General features: G+C 39.7%; 15 protein-coding genes. 1 reads left to right on the top strand and 14 read right to left on the bottom strand.

Going from position 1 to position 18,920, the window contains the following annotated elements:
- Positions 1-31 precede the first annotated feature (31 nt).
- The 9 genes from ACYX4O_RS10140 to ACYX4O_RS10100 form a co-directional block, all read right to left on the bottom strand.
- Positions 32-1,516, bottom strand: a complete 1,485-nt coding sequence (locus ACYX4O_RS10140) for a UDP-N-acetylmuramoyl-L-alanyl-D-glutamate--2,6-diaminopimelate ligase (RefSeq protein WP_476356865.1) — start codon at positions 1,514-1,516, stop codon at positions 32-34.
- A 104-nt stretch (positions 1,517-1,620) separates the two neighbouring features.
- Entirely contained in the window at positions 1,621-3,156 is a 1,536-nt protein-coding gene (locus tag ACYX4O_RS10135) for an acyl-CoA carboxylase subunit beta (RefSeq protein ID WP_476356864.1), read from the bottom strand.
- 18 nt (positions 3,157-3,174) lie between these two features.
- A complete protein-coding gene (locus tag ACYX4O_RS10130; RefSeq protein ID WP_476356862.1) occupies positions 3,175-3,957 on the bottom strand; it encodes an enoyl-CoA hydratase in 783 nt (260 codons plus the stop codon).
- A complete protein-coding gene (locus ACYX4O_RS10125; protein ID WP_476356860.1) occupies positions 3,954-4,865 on the bottom strand; it encodes a hydroxymethylglutaryl-CoA lyase in 912 nt (303 codons plus the stop codon). The genes ACYX4O_RS10130 and ACYX4O_RS10125 overlap by 4 nt, the downstream gene beginning before the upstream one ends.
- A gap of 15 nt (positions 4,866-4,880) precedes the next feature.
- Positions 4,881-5,093 (bottom strand): acetyl-CoA carboxylase biotin carboxyl carrier protein subunit, encoded by a 213-nt coding sequence (locus tag ACYX4O_RS10120; protein WP_188650013.1) that lies wholly within the window; start codon positions 5,091-5,093, stop codon positions 4,881-4,883.
- Positions 5,090-6,442 (bottom strand): acetyl-CoA carboxylase biotin carboxylase subunit, encoded by a 1,353-nt coding sequence (locus ACYX4O_RS10115; RefSeq protein ID WP_476356858.1) that lies wholly within the window; start codon positions 6,440-6,442, stop codon positions 5,090-5,092. Before ACYX4O_RS10115 ends, ACYX4O_RS10120 begins: the two co-directional genes overlap by 4 nt.
- A 20-nt stretch (positions 6,443-6,462) precedes the next feature.
- Positions 6,463-8,103 carry an AMP-binding protein gene (locus ACYX4O_RS10110; protein WP_476356856.1) on the bottom strand — a complete coding sequence of 547 codons (1,641 nt, stop codon included), beginning with the start codon at positions 8,101-8,103 and terminating at the stop codon, positions 6,463-6,465.
- A 33-nt stretch (positions 8,104-8,136) separates the two neighbouring features.
- Entirely contained in the window at positions 8,137-9,279 is a 1,143-nt protein-coding gene (locus ACYX4O_RS10105) for an acyl-CoA dehydrogenase (RefSeq protein WP_188650007.1), read from the bottom strand.
- A 95-nt stretch (positions 9,280-9,374) separates the two neighbouring features.
- On the bottom strand, positions 9,375-9,971 hold the full coding sequence (locus tag ACYX4O_RS10100; protein ID WP_476356854.1) for a TetR/AcrR family transcriptional regulator: 597 nt from the start codon (positions 9,969-9,971) through the stop codon (positions 9,375-9,377).
- 222 nt (positions 9,972-10,193) lie between these two features.
- Here ACYX4O_RS10100 and ACYX4O_RS10095 point away from each other — a divergent pair, with 222 nt between their 5' ends.
- A complete protein-coding gene (locus ACYX4O_RS10095; protein ID WP_476356852.1) occupies positions 10,194-11,156 on the top strand; it encodes a nucleoside hydrolase in 963 nt (320 codons plus the stop codon).
- An 83-nt stretch (positions 11,157-11,239) separates the two neighbouring features.
- On the opposite strand, the gene parC is transcribed toward ACYX4O_RS10095, so the two are convergent.
- The 5 genes from parC to ACYX4O_RS10070 all read right to left on the bottom strand — a co-directional run bounded on the left by parC (position 11,240) and on the right by ACYX4O_RS10070 (position 18,849).
- Positions 11,240-13,696, bottom strand: coding sequence for a DNA topoisomerase IV subunit A (parC, locus tag ACYX4O_RS10090; RefSeq protein ID WP_476356850.1), 2,457 nt, complete (start codon positions 13,694-13,696; stop codon positions 11,240-11,242).
- Positions 13,697-13,713: 17 nt separating this feature from the next.
- The gene (parE, locus tag ACYX4O_RS10085; RefSeq protein WP_476356848.1) at positions 13,714-15,666 is read right to left on the bottom strand and encodes a DNA topoisomerase IV subunit B; all 1,953 of its coding nucleotides are present in this window, start codon (positions 15,664-15,666) and stop codon (positions 13,714-13,716) included.
- 177 nt (positions 15,667-15,843) lie between these two features.
- Entirely contained in the window at positions 15,844-16,263 is a 420-nt protein-coding gene (locus ACYX4O_RS10080) for a CoA-binding protein (protein WP_476357083.1), read from the bottom strand.
- Between the two features lie 13 nt (positions 16,264-16,276).
- The gene (locus ACYX4O_RS10075) at positions 16,277-17,797 is read right to left on the bottom strand and encodes an ABC transporter permease/substrate-binding protein (protein WP_476356846.1); all 1,521 of its coding nucleotides are present in this window, start codon (positions 17,795-17,797) and stop codon (positions 16,277-16,279) included.
- Complete coding sequence (locus tag ACYX4O_RS10070) at positions 17,794-18,849, bottom strand: ABC transporter ATP-binding protein (RefSeq protein WP_476356844.1); 1,056 nt, start codon at positions 18,847-18,849, stop codon at positions 17,794-17,796. Before ACYX4O_RS10070 ends, ACYX4O_RS10075 begins: the two co-directional genes overlap by 4 nt.
- Positions 18,850-18,920 lie beyond the last annotated feature (71 nt).

Raw genomic sequence — 18,920 nt, 5'->3', positions numbered from 1 at the left:
CAATACGCCTCTTCACCTGGCTCGTTATGATTTACCCCTCCTTAATAGTTGAAGTGTGTTGATTCATAAACCTTTCAACCACATCAAAATCATTCAAAGAGCGCTTTGACCCGTTTACTTCCTGGTAGTTTTCATTTCCACGCCCTGCAATCACGACAATGTCTCGAGGTTCTGCCATGCCTAATGCACGATGAATCGCTTCTTCACGGTCTTCAATAATTTCATAGTCTCCAGGAGCTTGCATGCCTTCTTCTACATCAGAAAGAATGCTAGATGGTTCTTCTGAACGTGGGTTATCTGTCGTTAGAATAACATAATCACTCCACCTAGAAGCTATTTCTCCCATTACAGCCCGTTTGCCTCGGTCACGATCTCCACCGCAACCAAATACAACAAATATATTCCCTTTCTTGATAGGGGATAAATTTAATAATATTTTCTCTAATGCGTCAGGGGTATGAGCATAATCCACCATCACTGTGTATCCTTCAGGAGAATGAATCGTTTGCAAACGTCCATCTGGACCTTTTACGTGATTTAGCGATTCAATTATATCTCCAATATCAATTCCCAAATGAAGACAACAACTTATAGCTGCAAGGGAGTTCGAAACAGTAAATTCACCTGGTACGGGGACATATACATCTTTTTGAAACTCTCTATGATTTACTTGAAAATGTACACCCTTTTCATCACTTTTGATATTTGTTGCATTAAGGTCTGCTTCTTTATTCTCGATTCCGTATGTTTCATAAGACCCGTTCGTTGCCCCAATAAATTCATCAGCAAAAGGATCATCAATATTTAGAATGGAATAAGGACACATGGGAAATAGAGAGAGTTTGCTTTCCTTATAATCTTCAAAAGAACCATGATCGTCTAAATGTTCTTGTGAGAGATTCGTAAAGATCCCCACGTCAAATTGACACTCTAAAACACGCTTATTTTTTAGTCCCATTGAAGATACTTCCATGACTACGTCCGTAACGCTTTGATCGCGCATGGCTGCAAAAGATGCTTGCAGATCTACTGTTTCAGGCGTCGTCGGTGTAGTGCGATAAGCTTTTATATCCTCATTATTTATACGATTTCCAAGAGTGCCAACAGTTCCAACCTTTCTACCTGTATACTGAAGTATAGAGGAGATAAGGTGAGATACAGATGTTTTGCCATTTGTTCCTGTGACACCTACTAAACGAAATGCTTGTGAGGGGTGGCTATAGAACTGACTTGCAATGATGGGTAACGCATGCCTGGTATCATCAACTTGTATGACCGTCATGTCATCTGGAACGAACTCCAGGCCTACTTGCTTTTGAATAACGATTGCTACCGCGCCCTTCATAACTGCTTGGGCGATGTAATCATGTCCATCTCGCTTCGTTCCTTCAAGGCAAATAAACAGTGAATCTTGTTGGATTAACCCAGAATGGTAAGCGACAGATTCAATGTTTACTTGAACGTCCCCTTGCAGAGTGGTGTAGTCGATTTTGTTTAAAATTGTTTGTAATTTCATTTGTAGAACCTCCATTAAGGGTCAGTTTAATCTCTAAAGAAAAGCCCTTGATGTGCTTGTCAATTCTATCGCCATTTCATAGCTATCTGCAACAAACAAACGTACTAGACCGGGTATACCCCATGTTTTCGTTCTGTAAATTGTAGACGTTTTGTTTCATAAGAGGCAAAACGGGTAATCAGCTCTCCTCGCAATCGGTCGGGATCAACTATATCATCTACAACCATTTCAGAAGCCAGGCGATAGATATCGATATTCTCTTTATATTCTTCTTGCTTTTCCTTTATGAATTGAGGTCGCTCTTCTTCTGATAGTTCAGCAATTTTATTAGCATAGACTGCATTAACAGCAGCTTCAGGACCCATTACAGCTATTTGAGCACTAGGAAGAGCAATGCAACAATCTGGCTCAAAAGCTGGACCTGCCATAGCGTAAAGACCGGCACCGTATGCTTTACGGACAATTACAGAAATTTTTGGTACGCTTGCTTCACTCATGGCTGATATCATCTTAGCCCCATGGCGAATGATCCCTGCTTTCTCTACACGTGTTCCAATCATAAATCCTGGAATGTCAGCTAAGAATAGAAGCGGTATATGGAACGCATCACATAGATTAATAAATTTGGCTGCTTTATCTGCTGAATCGTGGAATAACACGCCACCTTTCATGCGTGGTTGGTTCGCGATAATTCCTACAGGTTTTCCGTTCATTCGAGCTAGTCCAGTAATCAGTTCCCTTGCAAATAACTTCTTAATCTCACAAAATGAGTCTTCATCAATCAAATGGTCGATTAGTTCGTACATATCAAAAGGAGCATTTTGATTTTCAGGTATTAAATCCTGGATGGTTTTATCGTGAGGTTTTACTGGGAGCGGATCTTTAGTTGGTGCAGGTATTCTGAAATTTTTCGGAAAATAGCTTAAGTAATTTCTTGCGTATTCAATGGCTTCTTGCTCTGTCTTTGCTAGTACATCTCCACAACCAGATTCAGAGCAATGCATCTTTGCGCCGCCCATTTCTTCAAGGCTTACTTTTTCACCAATAACCTTCTCAGCCATACGAGGAGATCCTAAATACATAGATGCATTTCCTTCTACCATAACAACAATGTCACAAAAAGCAGGAATATATGCTCCACCAGCGGCTGAAGGACCAAAGAGTAAGCAAACTTGAGGAACACGACCTGAAAGTTTAACTTGGTTATAGAAAATACGACCCGCTCCGCGTCTTCCTGGGAACATTTCAACTTGATCCGTAATTCTCGCTCCTGCTGAGTCCACTAAGTATAACATCGGGACTTCAAGTTTTTCAGCTGTTTCTTGTATACGGATAATTTTTTCGACAGTTCGTGCTCCCCAAGACCCAGCTTTAACAGTAGAGTCATTTGCCATCACACAAACTGTTTCTCCGTTTATTTTACCTATTCCTGTTACAACGCCATCGGCAGGAAGACTACCATCCTGGCAATTGGCAAAGAAAGCATCTTCAACATCGATTCCATCATCAAATAACTGCTCTAAGCGATCACGAACAAACATTTTCCCTTTTTCTGCATTTTTTTGATGATATTTGTCTGATCCACCTTGCTTAATTTCATCGACTTTATCTTGAAATGTTTGATCATATTTCGTTGTCATATAGATTCTCCTCCTTTGTTATCTTCCTTTATATTGCGGGGCTCGTTTCTCTTTAAAAGCGTTCAATCCTTCTAAACGATCTTCTGTTGGGATGGTTTGCTGATAGCATAGGGATTCTATATAAAGACCTGTTTCTTTATCTGTATTTATTCCTGAGTCAATCGCTCGTTTTGCCTGTTTTAGTGCAAGTGGTGCATTCTTAGCAATAAGACTAGCAAGGGCTCTCGTCTCTTCTGATAGTAGAGACGACGGAACAACCCTTTCTACTAAACCAATATTCACCGCTTCTTCCGAAGAGATTCTCATAGCGCTATAGATCATTTCTTTTGCTTTACCTATTCCCACTAAGCGAGGAAGGCGCTGAGTACCTCCTGCCCCCGGAATGATACCAAGGGATGTTTCTGTCAAACCCATTTTCGTATCATCCCTTGCTATGCGAAGATCGCAGGCTAGTGCGAGTTCGAGTCCACCACCAAAGGCTACTCCGTTTATAGAAGCTACGGTAGGGATCTCTAACGCTTCAACTCTCTTAATACACTGGCCGATTCTATGTACGGTTTTAATGACTTGTTGATCACTCATTCCCTGCCGTTCCTTTAAATCAGCACCAGCGCAAAAGGCTTTTTCACCCGCCCCTTTAATAATTACACACCTTACATCTCCTGATGCCTCTACTTCTTCTAAACAAGCGTCCAGATCATCCATTAATACATGCGAAAAGGCATTTGCTGCTTCAGGACGCGATAAAGAGATTTCGTATACATATCCATCTAGTTTTTGCAGTTCTACAACTTTCTTCAAACATGTATCCCTCCGCTTCTGAGCATTTGCATGTGATGACTTGGAAGTGGTTTTCCGACAACGTTTTGGATCCATTCTCCAGACTTCAAAAGTTTACGGTGATCAATACCTGAATGAATGCCCATTTCCCCGAGCATATAGACAAGATCATCTGTAGCAAGATTTCCTGAAGCCCCTTTGGCATAAGGGCATCCACCCAATCCCCCAAGGGAACTATCAAATGTTGTAAACCCTAATTGTAAAGCCGTTAAAACGTTGGCAAGAGCCGTGCCTCTTGTATTGTGAAAATGAAGGGCTAATTTATCTTTTGGAAAATGATCACTTAAAGAACTAAGCACTTGCTCCACTTGCAAAGGGTTTGCGACTCCGATGGTATCTCCTATTGAACATTCATCAATTCCCATTTCAAACAAGCGTTCACAGACGGATAAAACCTGATTCATTTCAACTTTCCCATCATATGGACAACCAAAGACAGTAGAAACATAGGCTCGAACCGTTTTCCCTTCACTCTTAGCTGTCTCAACTACCGGTGATAAAACAGGATACGTTTCTCCTATAGACTTATTAATATTCTTCCGGTTATGCGCTTCAGAAGCAGACATGAAGATTGAAACCTCATCGATGTCAGCTTCTAACGCTCGTTCTAGCCCTCTTTCATTAGGAACTAGGGCCGCATATGTTACGTCCGGGTTTCGATTAATTTGTCTTGCTACATCTACTGCATCACCCAATTGGGGAATCCATTTTGGGTGTACAAATGAAGTGATTTCTATATAGGAAAGTCCTGTTTCTGAAAGCTGGTTAACCCACTCAATTTTATCGATAGTAGATATATGTTCCTTTTCATTTTGCAAGCCATCTCTTGGTCCGACTTCTTTAACCTTTACATCCCTAGGTAGCTGCATAAAAATCTCCTCTCTTTATTCAAGTATGGCAACAACATCTCCCTCGTTTACGAAATCTCCCTCTTGAACCTTTAGTTCTTTCACAGTACCTTCATCATCTGTAGCGATGGGGATCTCCATTTTCATGGATTCTAAAATTAATAGATCTTGACCAGATGTAACTTGGTCCCCTTCTGTTACAACAATTTTCCATACACTTCCTGCCATATTAGCTTTTACTTCTGTCATTTTGCTTCCTCCTTTAGATAGTGTTCTTCTACAAAATTAGTTGTGATAGTTCCTTGTTTAAATACATCGTGACTAAGAACAGTTCTTAGCATAGGAAGGTTCGTTTTGATCCCTTCTACTTCATACTGACTAAGGGCATAAGACATCCGTTCAATCGCTTCTTCCCTCGTCTCTCCCCAAGTAATGCATTTTGCTATCATAGGATCATAGAAAGGCGATACGAAGCTGCTGGAGTGAACAGCCAGCTCGTGTCTGATGTGATCTCCAACTGGTAGTTGCAAACCTGTCATTTGGCCAGGTGCTGGATAAAATGTCTTTGGATCTTCGGCATAAACTCGTACCTCAATGGCATGACCATGAATCGTTAATTCATTTTGCTTGTAGCGTAAAGATTCCCCATATGTGATACGGATCTGCTCTTCTACTAAATCAAATCCTGTTATTTCCTCTGTTACAGGATGTTCTACTTGTAGACGTGTGTTCATCTCTAGAAAGTAGAATTGTTGATTTTCATCTACCAAAAATTCCACTGTACCTGCATTTTGATACCCTAGGGCTCGAACTGCTTTAAGAGCAGCTTCGCCCATTTTCCCCCTTGTTTCTTCTGAAATAAAAGGAGATGGGGCTTCTTCAACTACTTTTTGGTGTCTGCGTTGCACAGAACACTCTCTTTCAAATAGATAAAGAGCATTTCCTCTTTGGTCTGCTAGCACCTGAATTTCAATATGGTGAGGGTTTACAATCTTCTTCTCTAAAAACATTGTCCCATCGCCAAAAAACATTTGAGCTCGCTTCGCATTGCTTTCATAAGCTTTTCTTAATTCTTCATCATTGTTCACGACTTGCATTCCAATACCACCACCCCCAGCTGAAGCTTTTAGCATTATGGGGTAACCGATGTCAGCAGCAGCTCTAATAGCAGCATCTACGTCTTCCGTTGATGAAGATGTTCCAGGAATGATAGGAACTCCAGCACGTTTCATGGTAGTTCTTGCTTCTACTTTACTTCCCATACTTCTTATAACATCACTAGTGGGTCCTATAAATGCAATTCCTTCTGACTGAATACGCTCAGCAAAATCGGCATTTTCACTTAACAACCCGTATCCAGGATGAATGGCATCCACATCTGCTTTCTTAGCAATATCCATCACTTTATCTACTTGCAGATAACTTTCATGAACCCGAGACCCACCAAGGGGATACGCTTCATCTGCTTCTTTTACATAAGGACTATCTTCATCTGGTTCGGAATAAATGGCCACAGTTTGAATATTTAAACGCTTACATGTACGAATAATTCGAGAAGCTATTTCACCACGATTTGCTATGAGTAGTTTTGTAAACATAGTAGCATCCTCCAGTCCAATTAAGTATTTTGTTGAATAAGGTGGAGCGCATTTTCCCTTAGCTTAAACTTCTGTATCTTTCCACTTGCGGTCATCGGATACTCTGAAACAAATTCAACATACCTTGGGATTTTATGACGAGAAATCTTCCCCTGACAAAACGATCTCAGTTGATCTTTTGAAAGCACTCTTCCTTCTTTAACGATAACCCACGCCATTAGTTCTTCACCGTACTTCTCATCAGGAACTCCAATTACTTGTACATCAAGGATATCGGGGTGAGTATATATAAATTCTTCTACCTCTCTTGGATAGATGTTTTCACCTCCCCGTATAATCATGTCTTTTATCCGCCCAGTTATTTCCACATAACCTTTTTCATCCATTACAGCTATATCACCCGTATGAAGCCAACCGTCTTCATCAATAGCAGCATAAGTTGCTTCTTTATTTTTATAATAGCCTTCCATAACTAAATATCCTCTGGTACAAAGTTCTCCCGGGATCCCTGCATCTACCTCTTCATTTGTAGCGGGATCAATCACTTTAACTTCAACATGAGGGTGAGCTTTCCCTACACTTCCAACTTTCCGTTCAATAGGATCATCTGTAGTGGTTTGAGTAATTACCGGGGAAGATTCTGTCTGACCATAGGCGATCGTAATCTCCGATGCCCCCATGTTTCCAATGACCTTTTTCATTACTTCCATTGGACAGGTAGAACCTGCCATAATTCCGGTCCGCAAATGTGTAAATGTAAAGTTAACAAACTCAGGATGATTGAGTTCAGCTATAAACATTGTTGGTACTCCATGCAAACCTGTACACCGCTCCTCTTGAACTGCTCTCATAACAGTTACAGGATCGAATTGTTCCAAGATGACCATTGTGGTTGCTTTTGATACAGCCGCCATTGTTCCTAGTACACAACCAAAACAATGAAAAAACGGAACAGGTATACAAAGGCGGTCTTCTTCAGTGAGTTTCATTGCATCAGATACTTGTTTACCGTTATTCACAATATTGTAATGAGACAACATGACGCCTTTTGGAAAACCTGTTGTTCCAGATGTATACTGCATATTAATCACATCATTATATGACAATGTCATCTTACGTTGAGCGAGCTGATTAGAAGAGATATTCTTTCCTTTTTCAACGACCTCTCCAAAGTTATACATGAAAGAAGATTGGCGGTCACTAAGTACAATAATAGTTTTCAAATAAGGTAATGAAGGACAGTAGAGATCTCCTTTTTCTGAGCGCTCAAGTTCAGGACATATTTCATTTAGAATATCTAAATAGGACGTTCCTTTATATTCTTCTGCCAACACAAGGGTGGTTGCATCCGATTGTTTTAATAAATATTCTAGTTCCCGAGCTTGATAGTTTGTATTTACTGTAACGAGAATTGCTCCCATTTTAGCTGTAGCAAATTGAGAGATTAGCCATTCAGGTTTATTATCTGCCCATATAGCAACATGGTCTCCCTTTTCAATTCCTAAACTCATAAACCCTTTAGCTGCAGCATCTGTCATTTCGTCAAATTCTCGGTATGTCTTACGTAACCCTAGCTCAGGATAAACAAAAGCTTCATGGTCTGGAAATGCGTTCGCTTTCTCTTCTAACAACTCTCCAACCGTCACTTCTAATAAGGACACCTGACATCTTCCTCCTTTTTACTGAACTGAATTCTAGCAACCTAGTTGGCGACTGATAACCAAACGCTGAATCTCTGAAGTCCCTTCTCCTATTTCTAAAAGCTTTGCATCACGCAAAAAGCGTTCTACCTCATACTCACGCATATATCCATAGCCTCCATGAATCTGAATGGCTTGGTTAGCAGATCGGAAAGCGGTTTCAGAAGCGAACAACTTTGCATAAGCTGACTCTTTTGTGAATGGCTTTTTCTGATCTTTCAACCACGCAGCCTTTAAAACTATGTTCCGAGCTAACTCAACTTCCATAGCCATATCTGCTAGCTTAAATTGAATCGCTTGGAAATTTGAAATCGGTTGCCCAAATTGCTTTCGTTCTTTCGCATATGCTAATGCTTTGTCTAAGGAGGCTTGCGCAATGCCGACGGCTAAAGCGGCTATAGAAATACGCCCCCCATCTAGTGTATATAAAAACTGCTTAAACCCTTTTGATGGATCTCCTAATATATTCTCTTTCGGCACACGTACATCCTCTAAGATAATCTCTGACGTATTGGATGCCCTTACCCCCATCTTGTCATAGTTACTTGAAATTTTGAGACCAGGAGTATCTGTAGGAACAAGAAAAGCGGATATAATATTCTTCCCTTTATCATCTTTACCTGATACCGCTGTCACCGTTAAGGTTTTTGCGTATCCCGCATTAGTAATCCAAGACTTTTCACCGTTAATAACAAATTCATCTCCATCTCTTATTGCTCTTGTTTGAGTGCCTCCAGCGTCACTTCCCGCATTAGGCTCTGTTAACCCAAATGATGCAAGAGCTTCACCCTTAGCTAGCGGAACTAAGAATTCTTCTTTTTGTTTTTCTGTTCCAAAATAGTAAATTGGACTCGATCCTAGGGATACAGCAGCAGCATAGCTGAGCCCCGTTCCTCCGCATACACGTCCAATTTCTTCTACAGCTAACGCATATGTAATCGTATCCCCGCCAGATCCTCCATATTGTTCTGGGAATGGTATGCCTAAAAGTCCAAGCTCCCCCATCTGATCAAAGATATCCTTTGGAAAAGTGGATGTCTTATCTAACTCTACAGCTCTTGGAGCTATTACCTCTTGAGCAAAATCCCTGACCATTTTTTGTGTCATTTCTTGCTCTTTGCTTAATTCGAAATTCATGCCTTTCACTCCTTTTATCATTGATAAATTGACCGACCGCTTAGTCGGTAGAATTTAAATGTAAGCGCTTCATCAAGATACATAAAAAGAGTCTTTTATAAATGTAAAAGACGCTTTGTGGGTTCTTGTAATATAGAGTGTAAAATTAAGTCCAAATAAATATCTGCAATTTCTTCGATACTCTTATCCCCGTCTTTTCTGTACCATTTATAGGTCCAGTTCACCATTCCTAGAATAGACATGCCAGTTATCACAACAGGTAATTCACTTCTGAATTCACCAGTTTGCTGTCCTTTTTCAATTACAGAAAATAAGAGTTCTTTAAATTGCTTTCTTTTTTCTTTAATACGTTCTTCATACTGAGGCTTTAAATAGGTGCTTTCCTGATAGAATACGTAAATGTGTGGTTTGTATAGGTCAAACACTTTTACGAAGGATGTAATCATCGCTTGAAGTTGATCTGTGGGATGTTGGTAGGTTTCCTTCGCTACATGCGCTTTTTCTAAAACATATGTAATGAAGGTGTCGTGTATCACATATAACAATTCATCTTTTGACTCAAAGTGATGGTAAAACCCTCCCTTTGAAGCATTACAATTCTCCACAATCTGATTGACTGTTACACCATGATAACCTTTGTTCTCAAATAAAATAAGTGCTGAATCTATAATTCTTTCTTTTAACTCTTTCATAGACCATCTACTTTCAGTTTGTTTTTCCTTTACATCGTAGCACAAATTTCTGAATAATTAAAATTATTTTTTTGATCTTTGTTCTTCTTTACCATTCGGAGTTGCTACTAAGTTTCTTTACGACCATTTCTTTGTTTTGCATACACAACTAGTTGCGTTACTTATTGTTATAATTCATTGTTTTTACCATATATTGTATAAATGGTTTAGGAGGTGTTTTAGTTGGTCAAAAAGATACTATTTTTTGGAGATTTTGGAGTTGATGATGTTATCGCGCTTCTATATGCAAGAATGGATCCGACGATAGAAATTGTGGGACTTGTGACGGGTTACGGTAATATTTCAGAACATAATGCAGAGGATAATGCTCTGTTTTTACGAGCGTTAACGAAAGCGGAAGGCTCTATCGATATAATAAGAGGGGCTTATAAACCCTATACCGGTGCTTATCCTCAATATCCTGAAGAAATTCATGGGAAATATGGACTTGGCCCACTTTCTCCGTATTCGACTAACATTGAGAATAAACGAATTCACGACTACTCAAAAGCTGTAGACTTGATCAAGAGACATCACAACCAGATTACTATCGTCAATGTAGGTAGACTTTCCTCTCTATCGTCGATGCTTGTCCTTTATCCTGAAGTAGCCGAAATAATTAATGAGATTTATGTGATGGGAGGCGCTTTCTTCACACCCGGTAATGTAACACCTGTAGCAGAAGCAAATATATACGGGGACCCTTATGCTTCCAACTTAGTGTTTACTGTTCTAAAGAAAGTTAAGATCATTCCGCTGAATGTGACGAACTTTGCCATACTCACAAAAGATATGATCCAAATTATCACTACATATTGTAAGGACCCTTCTATAGGACCAATTATTAGAGAAATATTTGATTACTATTTTGAATTTTATCAAGAAACAAACGCTACCCATTCAAACATAGGCGCCCCTATACACGATTTGTTAGCCCTCTGGGCAGCATTTCATCCACAATACATGAATTACATAGAAGCTCCAGTAAAAGTTGTTGTAGAAAAAGGTGATGCTTATGGTCAGACGATCGCAGATGTAAGAATTAGCGATCAAAAGGAAGATTATCCACTTCAACATATCGCTATGGGGTTTGACTATCAAGCCTTCATTCAATCCATCTTGACTACATTTACTAAGAGTAATTAACAAAAAAGCATTTTTAATCACTTGTCATCCAGAAGTATACAAAAAGACCCTAAAGGATATCCCTTTAGAGTCTTTTATAGTTATTATGAGGGTTCTTCTTCACTATCGAATACTTTTTCATAATTCGCTTCTCGCCATAATGCAACCACTTCCCCAAACTCATCTTGGTCGATGACAAACGATCCATTACTGTACCTGTCACTTGCTTTAAAGGAACCTGCATTTACTTCTTGTGTCGTTCCGTTCTCTGTTTCTAGGAACAGTATTTCTTTTCCTTGTGTTAGCTGCAACCCTACCACTCTGTGTGGGCTGCTTTTCAGCTCTCTTAACATGACCACACCGCGTTTGGCACGCGTTGATTTCTCAAACTCTTTTAGCCTCATCCGCTTAACTGCTCCACGTTGTGTCACAAGAAGAATGGATGGATCACTATTTTCATCAAAGATCTTACCTGCCACAATCTCTTCATCATCTTTTAAAGCCATTGCTTTCACACCAGCTGCTCGTTGACCTATTATCTTCACTTCAGACTCATGATACCACAATCCATAACCGGTATTTGTGGCAAGGAAAATGTCCTGGTGCCCATCTGTGACATGAACATCTACTACCTCGTCTTCGCCTTTAACATTAATGGCCACCAGCGGCTTGGAATAGCGCTGAGCCTGGTAAAGAGATAGCTCACTCCGTTTAATCATGCCGGCCTTCGTTATAAATAAGAAATATTTTGCTTCAGAGAAATCCCTAATTGGCACAGCTCTTATTATACGCTCATCTTTCTCAACCGTTATTAGATTTGCAATGTGCTGTCCTAGATCTTTCCAACGAATGTCCGGTAAGCCATGAATAGGAAGGTACAGATAGTTACCTTTGTTAGTAAAAAGAAGGACTGTATCCGTTGTGTTAATCTCAAACAAACCAAGCAGACGGTCTCCTTCTTTCATAGCAAAGTCTTCTCCTCCTGATGCTGCATACGAACGAAGACTCGTTCGCTTAATATAGCCAGCTTGTGTAACAGAAACAAGCACATCATCACTTGGGACCGTTACTTCAGGATTTATTTCTAATTTCTCAATTTCATCCTCAATAACGGTCATACGATCTGTATGATATTTTTTCTTCATAGAAGACAAGTCTTTCTTAATTACTTTAAGAAGTTTTTTCTCATCACTAAGTATGGCTTCTAACTCACTAATGCGTTTATTTAATTCTTCCGCTTCTTTTTCTAAGGACGTAATATCTGTATTCGTTAGACGATATAATTGAAGGTTTACAATGGCTTCTGATTGAGGCTCAGTAAACCCGTACTGTTCCATCAACCTTCGTTTTGCATCCTGTTTATCATTGGATGAACGGATGGTTGCAATGACTTCATCCAGAATAGAAATAGCTTTAATTAGGCCCTCTACTATATGAGCTCTTTCCTTAGCTTTTCTTAATTCATACTCTGACTGACGAGTTACAACATCCCGTTGGTGAGCAATATAGGCATCAAGAATACCTTTCAGGCTCATTAACTTAGGCGTTTTATCATGTATAGCAACCATATTAAAGTTGTAACTAATCTGCAGATCTGTTGCCTTATAAAGGTATTTTAAAATCCCTTCACTATCTACATCCTTTTTCAACTCGATTACAATACGTAAACCCGTACGGTCAGTCTCATCACGAACTTCTGCTATACCTTCGACTTTCTTATCAATCCGCAGTTCGTCCATTTTCTTCACAAGGTTCGCTTTGTTCACTTCATATGGGATCTCATCAATTACGATTTGCTCCCTGTTACCTCGGAGCTGTTCAATCTCCGCACGGCCACGCACGACAACTTTTCCTTTTCCTGTTTCGTAAGCCTTCTTAATCCCATCAACACCTTGAATAATACCACCTGTTGGGAAGTCAGGTCCTTTCATAACTGACATCAACTCATCCACAGATACATCTGGACGATCAATTTTCATCATGACAGCATCGATTACTTCACTCAGATTATGCGGTGGGATTTCTGTGGCGTACCCAGCTGATATCCCTGTCGAACCATTAACAAGTAAATTCGGAAACTTTGCAGGTAATACAACCGGTTCAGCAATGGTGTCATCAAAGTTAGGGATATAATCAACTGTTTCCTGATCAATGTCACGTAACAGTTCAGAAGCCATACTAGAAAGTCGTGCTTCTGTATAACGCATTGCTGCTGGAGGATCCCCATCTACACTACCGTTGTTTCCGTGCATTTCGACTAACAGGTTCCTTAGCTTCCAGTCCTGACTCAGTCTCACCATTGCATCATAGACGGAAGTGTCTCCATGAGGGTGATAGTTACCAATAACTGTACCGACCGTCTTGGCTGATTTACGGTAGGGTTTATCATGCGTATTCTTTTCTTGATGCATCGCATATAAAATACGACGCTGTACTGGCTTCAGTCCATCTCGTGCATCCGGAAGTGCACGATCCTGAATAATATATTTACTATAACGACCAAACCGGTCACCTAATACTTCTTCTAATGGCAAATCCATATACTGTTCTGATTCAGACAAAAGGTGAACCTCCTACTCTATTGCAATTTATCATTTTCTAAGATATTACTTTGTTCTTCTAATCCAAAGGCTACGTGCGATTCAATCCACTTTCTTCGTGGTTCTACTTTATCCCCCATAAGAGTGGTAATCCTACGTTCTGCCTGAGCTAAGTCATCTATTGTAACACGAATTAATGTTCTTGATTCTGGATTCATAGTTGTTTCCCAAAGTTGGTCTGCATTCATTTCACCCAGACCTTTATATCGCTGAATCGTATAACCGTTTTTATACTCTTTTAAGACCTGTTGCATTTCGTCTTCTTCCCACGCATAACGTGTCTTCTCTTTCTTTCCTTTACCTTTTGAAATTTTATATAAAGGTGGAAGTGCAATGTAGATTTTACCTTCTTTAACGAGCTCTTGCATGTAACGATAGAAAAATGTCAATAAAAGAACTTGAATGTGAGCCCCATCCGTATCGGCATCGGTCATAATAATGATTTTGTCGTACTGACAATCGTTAATATCGAAATCAGATCCAACTCCTGCTCCGATGGTATGAATAATCGTTGAGATCTCTTCATTTTTAAGTATGTCCTGCAGTTTAGCCTTCTCTGTATTTATAACTTTACCTCTTAGCGGAAGAATAGCTTGGAATCTACGGTCACGACCTTGCTTCGCAGAACCTCCTGCTGAGTCACCCTCCACAAGATATAATTCGTTTTTCTGAGCATTTTTAGATTGAGCGGGAGTTAATTTACCGCTTAGTAATGTTTCTTTTCGTTTTTTCTTCTTACCTGACCTTGCATCTTCCCTTGCTTTACGAGCCGCTTCACGAGCTTCCTTCGCTTTGATGGCTTTTCGAATAAGCATGGTCGCAACATCAGGATTTTCTTCTAAGAAATAGGATAATTTCTCGGCAACCACTGCATCAACAGCAGATCTGGCTTCAGAAGTTCCTAATTTACTCTTCGTCTGCCCTTCAAACTGAAGCTTCTCTTCAGGAATTCTGACAGAAACAACTGCTGTAAAGCCCTCTCTGATATCATTCCCATCAAGGTTCTTATCTTTCTCTTTTAAGAGGCCTGTTTTCCTTGCGTGGTCATTAAATATTCTTGTAATAGCTGTTTTCGCTCCAGACTCGTGTGTTCCCCCGTCTCTAGTACGAACGTTGTTCACAAACGAGAGCATACTTTCAGCATAGCCATCATTAAACTGGAATCCAAAATCGATTTCTATTTCGTCTTGTACTCCCTCAAATGCTACAACAGGATGGAGTGTATCTTTTTCCTCGTTTAAGTACGAAACAAACGATTCTAAACCATCTGGATATTGGTAACTTTCTTTTTGATCTTCTTGGCGTTTGTCGTCAAGGACGATCTCCATACCTTTGAGTAAAAACGCAGCTTCTCGAAGTCGTTCTGAGAGCGTTTCAAAATTATACGTTGTCATTGAGAAAATTTCGGGATCAGGCTTAAAATGGATCGTTGTTCCACTTTTTCGTGTGGTCCCCTTCTTCTCAAGAGAGGTTACAGCTTTTCCTCCATTTTCAAACCGTTGATAATAAGTCTGTCCATCTCGATAAATTGTCACTTCAAGCCATTCTGATAACGCATTCACAACAGAGGCTCCGACTCCGTGAAGTCCTCCACTTGTTTTATAACCGCCTTGACCAAATTTACCCCCAGCATGAAGCACGGTAAGTATGACTTCAGGGGTGGGCTTTCCAAGTCGGTGCATCCCTGTAGGCATACCACGTCCTTCATCTCGTACAGATACACTTTGATCTTTATGGATGGTTACTGTAATTCGATTTCCGTATCCCGCTAACGCTTCGTCAACGGCATTGTCCACTATTTCATAAACGAGGTGATGAAGCCCACGATGGTCTGTGCTTCCTATGTACATACCAGGTCGCTTCCTAACAGCTTCTAATCCCTCTAACACTTGTATTGAATCATCATTATATTGAGTAGAATTCTTAACCAATCTGTTTGTACTCCTTTCAATGCTCTTACATCTATAATAGAACGGATGTTCGTTTTTGTAAATAAGAGCCCGGGCAAAGCGCCTGTCTTTTATTTTAGCGGTTTCTACAATTTAATCAAATAACCTTTTTCCACTAAAAGAAAAAAATCCCTGCAAGAACAGGGATTTTCTCTCGTATTACCTACTTATTGTAACAGAATGTGCAACTTTAATACAGAGGTCCATTAGCACAGTCATGCCTTGTTCCGTTAAATAGTGATAAGTGTCCTCATCTTGAACACCTTGTTGTGCCCAAAAAATTTTTGCTTTTGTATCGACTGCTTCTCTTGCCAAATCAGATAAAAACTCAGAACGTCTAAAAACGTTAATGAGATCAATCGACTCTTTAATCTCACTAAGAGAAGAGACCGCCTTTTCCCCGAGTGATTCTTTAATTGTTGGATTTACAGGAATGATTTTGTATCCAGCATCCTGCATCGCTTTTGAAACTTGGTAAGATGTTCGATCTGGTTTATCAGATAAGCCTACTACAGCAATCGTTTTGGTTTTCTGTAATATATCTTTAATTTCCTCATTCGATGGGTTGCGCATGACCATAAATCCTCCTTCTCTAATCAATAAATCCATTATTTTTTAAGAAATTGCGAGCTACTTGATAAGCATCTTCATCCTCAAAGTCCACTTTATAATTCATTTCTTGCATTTGTTGTTTAGTAATCTTTCCACCAAGTTGATTTAGAGCATCTGCAATTTCAGGGTACTGATCTAATGTAGACTGCTTCACTAATGGAGCACCTTGATAGGGCGGGAAGATATTCTCAGGGTCTTCTAGCACTTTTAAATTGTAAGCTACCATATATCCAGCAGTAGCATACGCATCAATCACCTGGACATCGCCTTCTTTAATCGCAGTTTGTCTTACACCAGGTTCCATCGTTTTAACAGTAAGATCTAGCCCATATTCTTCTTGCATTCCTACATACCCGTCATAGCGATCATTAAACTCTAAAGTAAAACCAGCAGTCAATTTGTCTTCAGCAACCTTAAGGTCTCCAATTGATTCAAGCCCATACTGATTGGCAACTTCCTCTGTTGTGGCAACAGCGTAAGTGTTATTGTATTCCATTGGGTCAAGAAGTACCATATTTTCAGCCTCTTTAATACCATCACGAGCTTGTTCATACACTTCCTGCTTCACATTACTCTGTGCTTGTTCCCCTAAGAGTGTGGTTATAACGGTACCAGTGAATTCTGGATATATATCAAGATCTCCGCCTTTTAAAGCCTCGAATACATAATCCGTTTTTCCGAAATTCGGCTTTGTCTCCACAGTCAAATCTGTTTCTTCTTCAATTAATACTTTGTACATATTCATTAAAATTTCTGGTTCAGCACCGAGCTTACCTCCAATGACAAGGTCCGCTTCATCATCACCATTTATAACGAAAGGAATGGTTACAAAGAGTAACGATGCAACAAGGATGGTTGCTAATGAGCGAAATCCCGATTTTGCTGATGTTCTTTCAAATAAACGAAGGATATTATCTAGTGCAATAGCTAAAAGAGCTGCAGGTATTGCACCTAATAAAATTAGCGGAATATCTCCCCCTCTATTTATGCCAAGAAGAATCAACTCTCCCAATCCACCTGCACCAATTAAAGCCGCAATTGTTGCTGTTCCTACAATAAGAACCATAGAGGTTCGAATACCAGCCATAATAACGGGCATAGCAAGAGGTAATTCAACTCTGGCCAATCGCCTAAATGAACTCATCCCCATACCTTTTGCCGCTTCTATGAGCGCTCTATCAACTTCATTAATACCAGTATACGTATTCCTTAAAATAGGGAGTAATGCATAGGCTGAAAGTGCATATATTGCAGGTTTAAAACCTATTCCAACAATCGGAATAAGAAACGCTAAAATAGCTAAACTAGGAATGGTTTGCAAGATAGCTGCTACGGTAATAATTGGCTCAGCTACCTTTTTCGTCCTTGTTAGCAGAAGACCTAAAGGCACTGCAATTAAAATAGCAATAAGCAGCGAAATAATCGATAATTGTAAATGTTCCCATATGCTTTGCCAAAACATATCCTGTCTATCTAGAAAGGTAGCTTTTAATTCACTCATTGATGGATCACCCCGTTTTCTAACTTCGTCTGTCTTTGAAGGTAATGGACGATATCACGATAAGAGAGGGTACCTATCAACAGATTGTTTTTTACAACAGGGATAATACTAGTTTCATACTCATCAAAGACTGCTGTAGCTCTGCGTAAATGCGTATCATTCTGTATAGGAGGGAGGTTGATAACTTTCCCGTTTTGAACAGTACCGATGTATTTTTGGTGTTCGCCTTCAATGATATAAGTGCCAACCTCAGGATATGTGGTACCTTCTTGAATAATGTGTTTCTTTGTCGTATCTACCATTACATCAATGGCTGTTTGCCATGGCGATTTACGCTCTCCTACGAAGTTTCTTACAAAATCCGTTTGAGGATTTAATATGAGCTCTTGTGGAGTTGAAATTTGTACGACTTCCCCCTCGTTCATTAAGCAAACTCTATCCCCTAAAGCTAGTGCTTCATCAATATCATGTGTAACGAAAACGATGGTTTTTTGAATTTCTTGTTGAAGTTTTTGGATATCTGACTGAAGTTGTTCACGGCTGATGGGATCAAGGGCACTGAACGGCTCATCCATTAAAATAATATCTGGGTCTGCAGCGAGAGCTCTAATCACACCGACCCTTTGCTGTTGGCCTCCTGATAACTCGCTTGGTTTTCTTGTTTTATATGTATTTGGGTCTAACCCGACCATTTCCATTAATTCGTCTGTGCGCTTCCCTAAATCTTTCTTGTTCCATTTCTTCATTTCCGGAACAACTGCTATGTTCTCCTCAATAGTCATATGTGGAAACAGAGCGATCTCTTGTAACACATAGCCAATATTCCACCTTAGTTCGTGAATATTATATTCTTTTATATCTTTATCATTTATTTTAATAAGCCCAGATGTTGGTTCAATGAGACGATTAATCATCTTCATTGATGTCGTTTTCCCACACCCACTCGGCCCGATTAAGGTCAAGAATTCCCCTTTTTCAACACGAAAAGAAACTTCTTTTACAGCTTCTGTACCGTCTGGGAATTTCTTTTGAACCTTTTCAAATTCAATCATTCTTCTCCTCCTTAATCTATATGCAATTATTATTTCATGAAAACGTATTTCCATCATATATGAAAACAGGC

Source organism: Pontibacillus sp. ABV4_188, assembly GCF_056311905.1.
Note: the sequence above shows the minus strand (reverse complement) of the source record. Positions and strands in the feature narration are given on the sequence as shown.

What these genes read in the sequence shown, in the direction of transcription:
- ACYX4O_RS10140 (WP_476356865.1), bottom strand. Translation starts at nt 1,516, where the DNA reads ATGAAATTACAAACAATTTTAAACAAAATCGACTACACCACTCTGCAA.
- ACYX4O_RS10135 (WP_476356864.1), bottom strand. Translation starts at nt 3,156, where the DNA reads ATGACAACGAAATATGATCAAACATTTCAAGATAAAGTCGATGAAATT.
- ACYX4O_RS10125 (WP_476356860.1), bottom strand. Translation starts at nt 4,865, where the DNA reads ATGCAGCTACCTAGGGATGTAAAGGTTAAAGAAGTCGGACCAAGAGAT.
- ACYX4O_RS10120 (WP_188650013.1), bottom strand. Translation starts at nt 5,093, where the DNA reads ATGACAGAAGTAAAAGCTAATATGGCAGGAAGTGTATGGAAAATTGTT.
- ACYX4O_RS10115 (WP_476356858.1), bottom strand. Translation starts at nt 6,442, where the DNA reads ATGTTTACAAAACTACTCATAGCAAATCGTGGTGAAATAGCTTCTCGA.
- ACYX4O_RS10105 (WP_188650007.1), bottom strand. Translation starts at nt 9,279, where the DNA reads ATGAATTTCGAATTAAGCAAAGAGCAAGAAATGACACAAAAAATGGTC.
- ACYX4O_RS10100 (WP_476356854.1), bottom strand. Translation starts at nt 9,971, where the DNA reads ATGAAAGAGTTAAAAGAAAGAATTATAGATTCAGCACTTATTTTATTT.
- ACYX4O_RS10080 (WP_476357083.1), bottom strand. Translation starts at nt 16,263, where the DNA reads ATGGTCATGCGCAACCCATCGAATGAGGAAATTAAAGATATATTACAG.
- ACYX4O_RS10075 (WP_476356846.1), bottom strand. Translation starts at nt 17,797, where the DNA reads ATGAGTGAATTAAAAGCTACCTTTCTAGATAGACAGGATATGTTTTGG.
- ACYX4O_RS10070 (WP_476356844.1), bottom strand. Translation starts at nt 18,849, where the DNA reads ATGATTGAATTTGAAAAGGTTCAAAAGAAATTCCCAGACGGTACAGAA.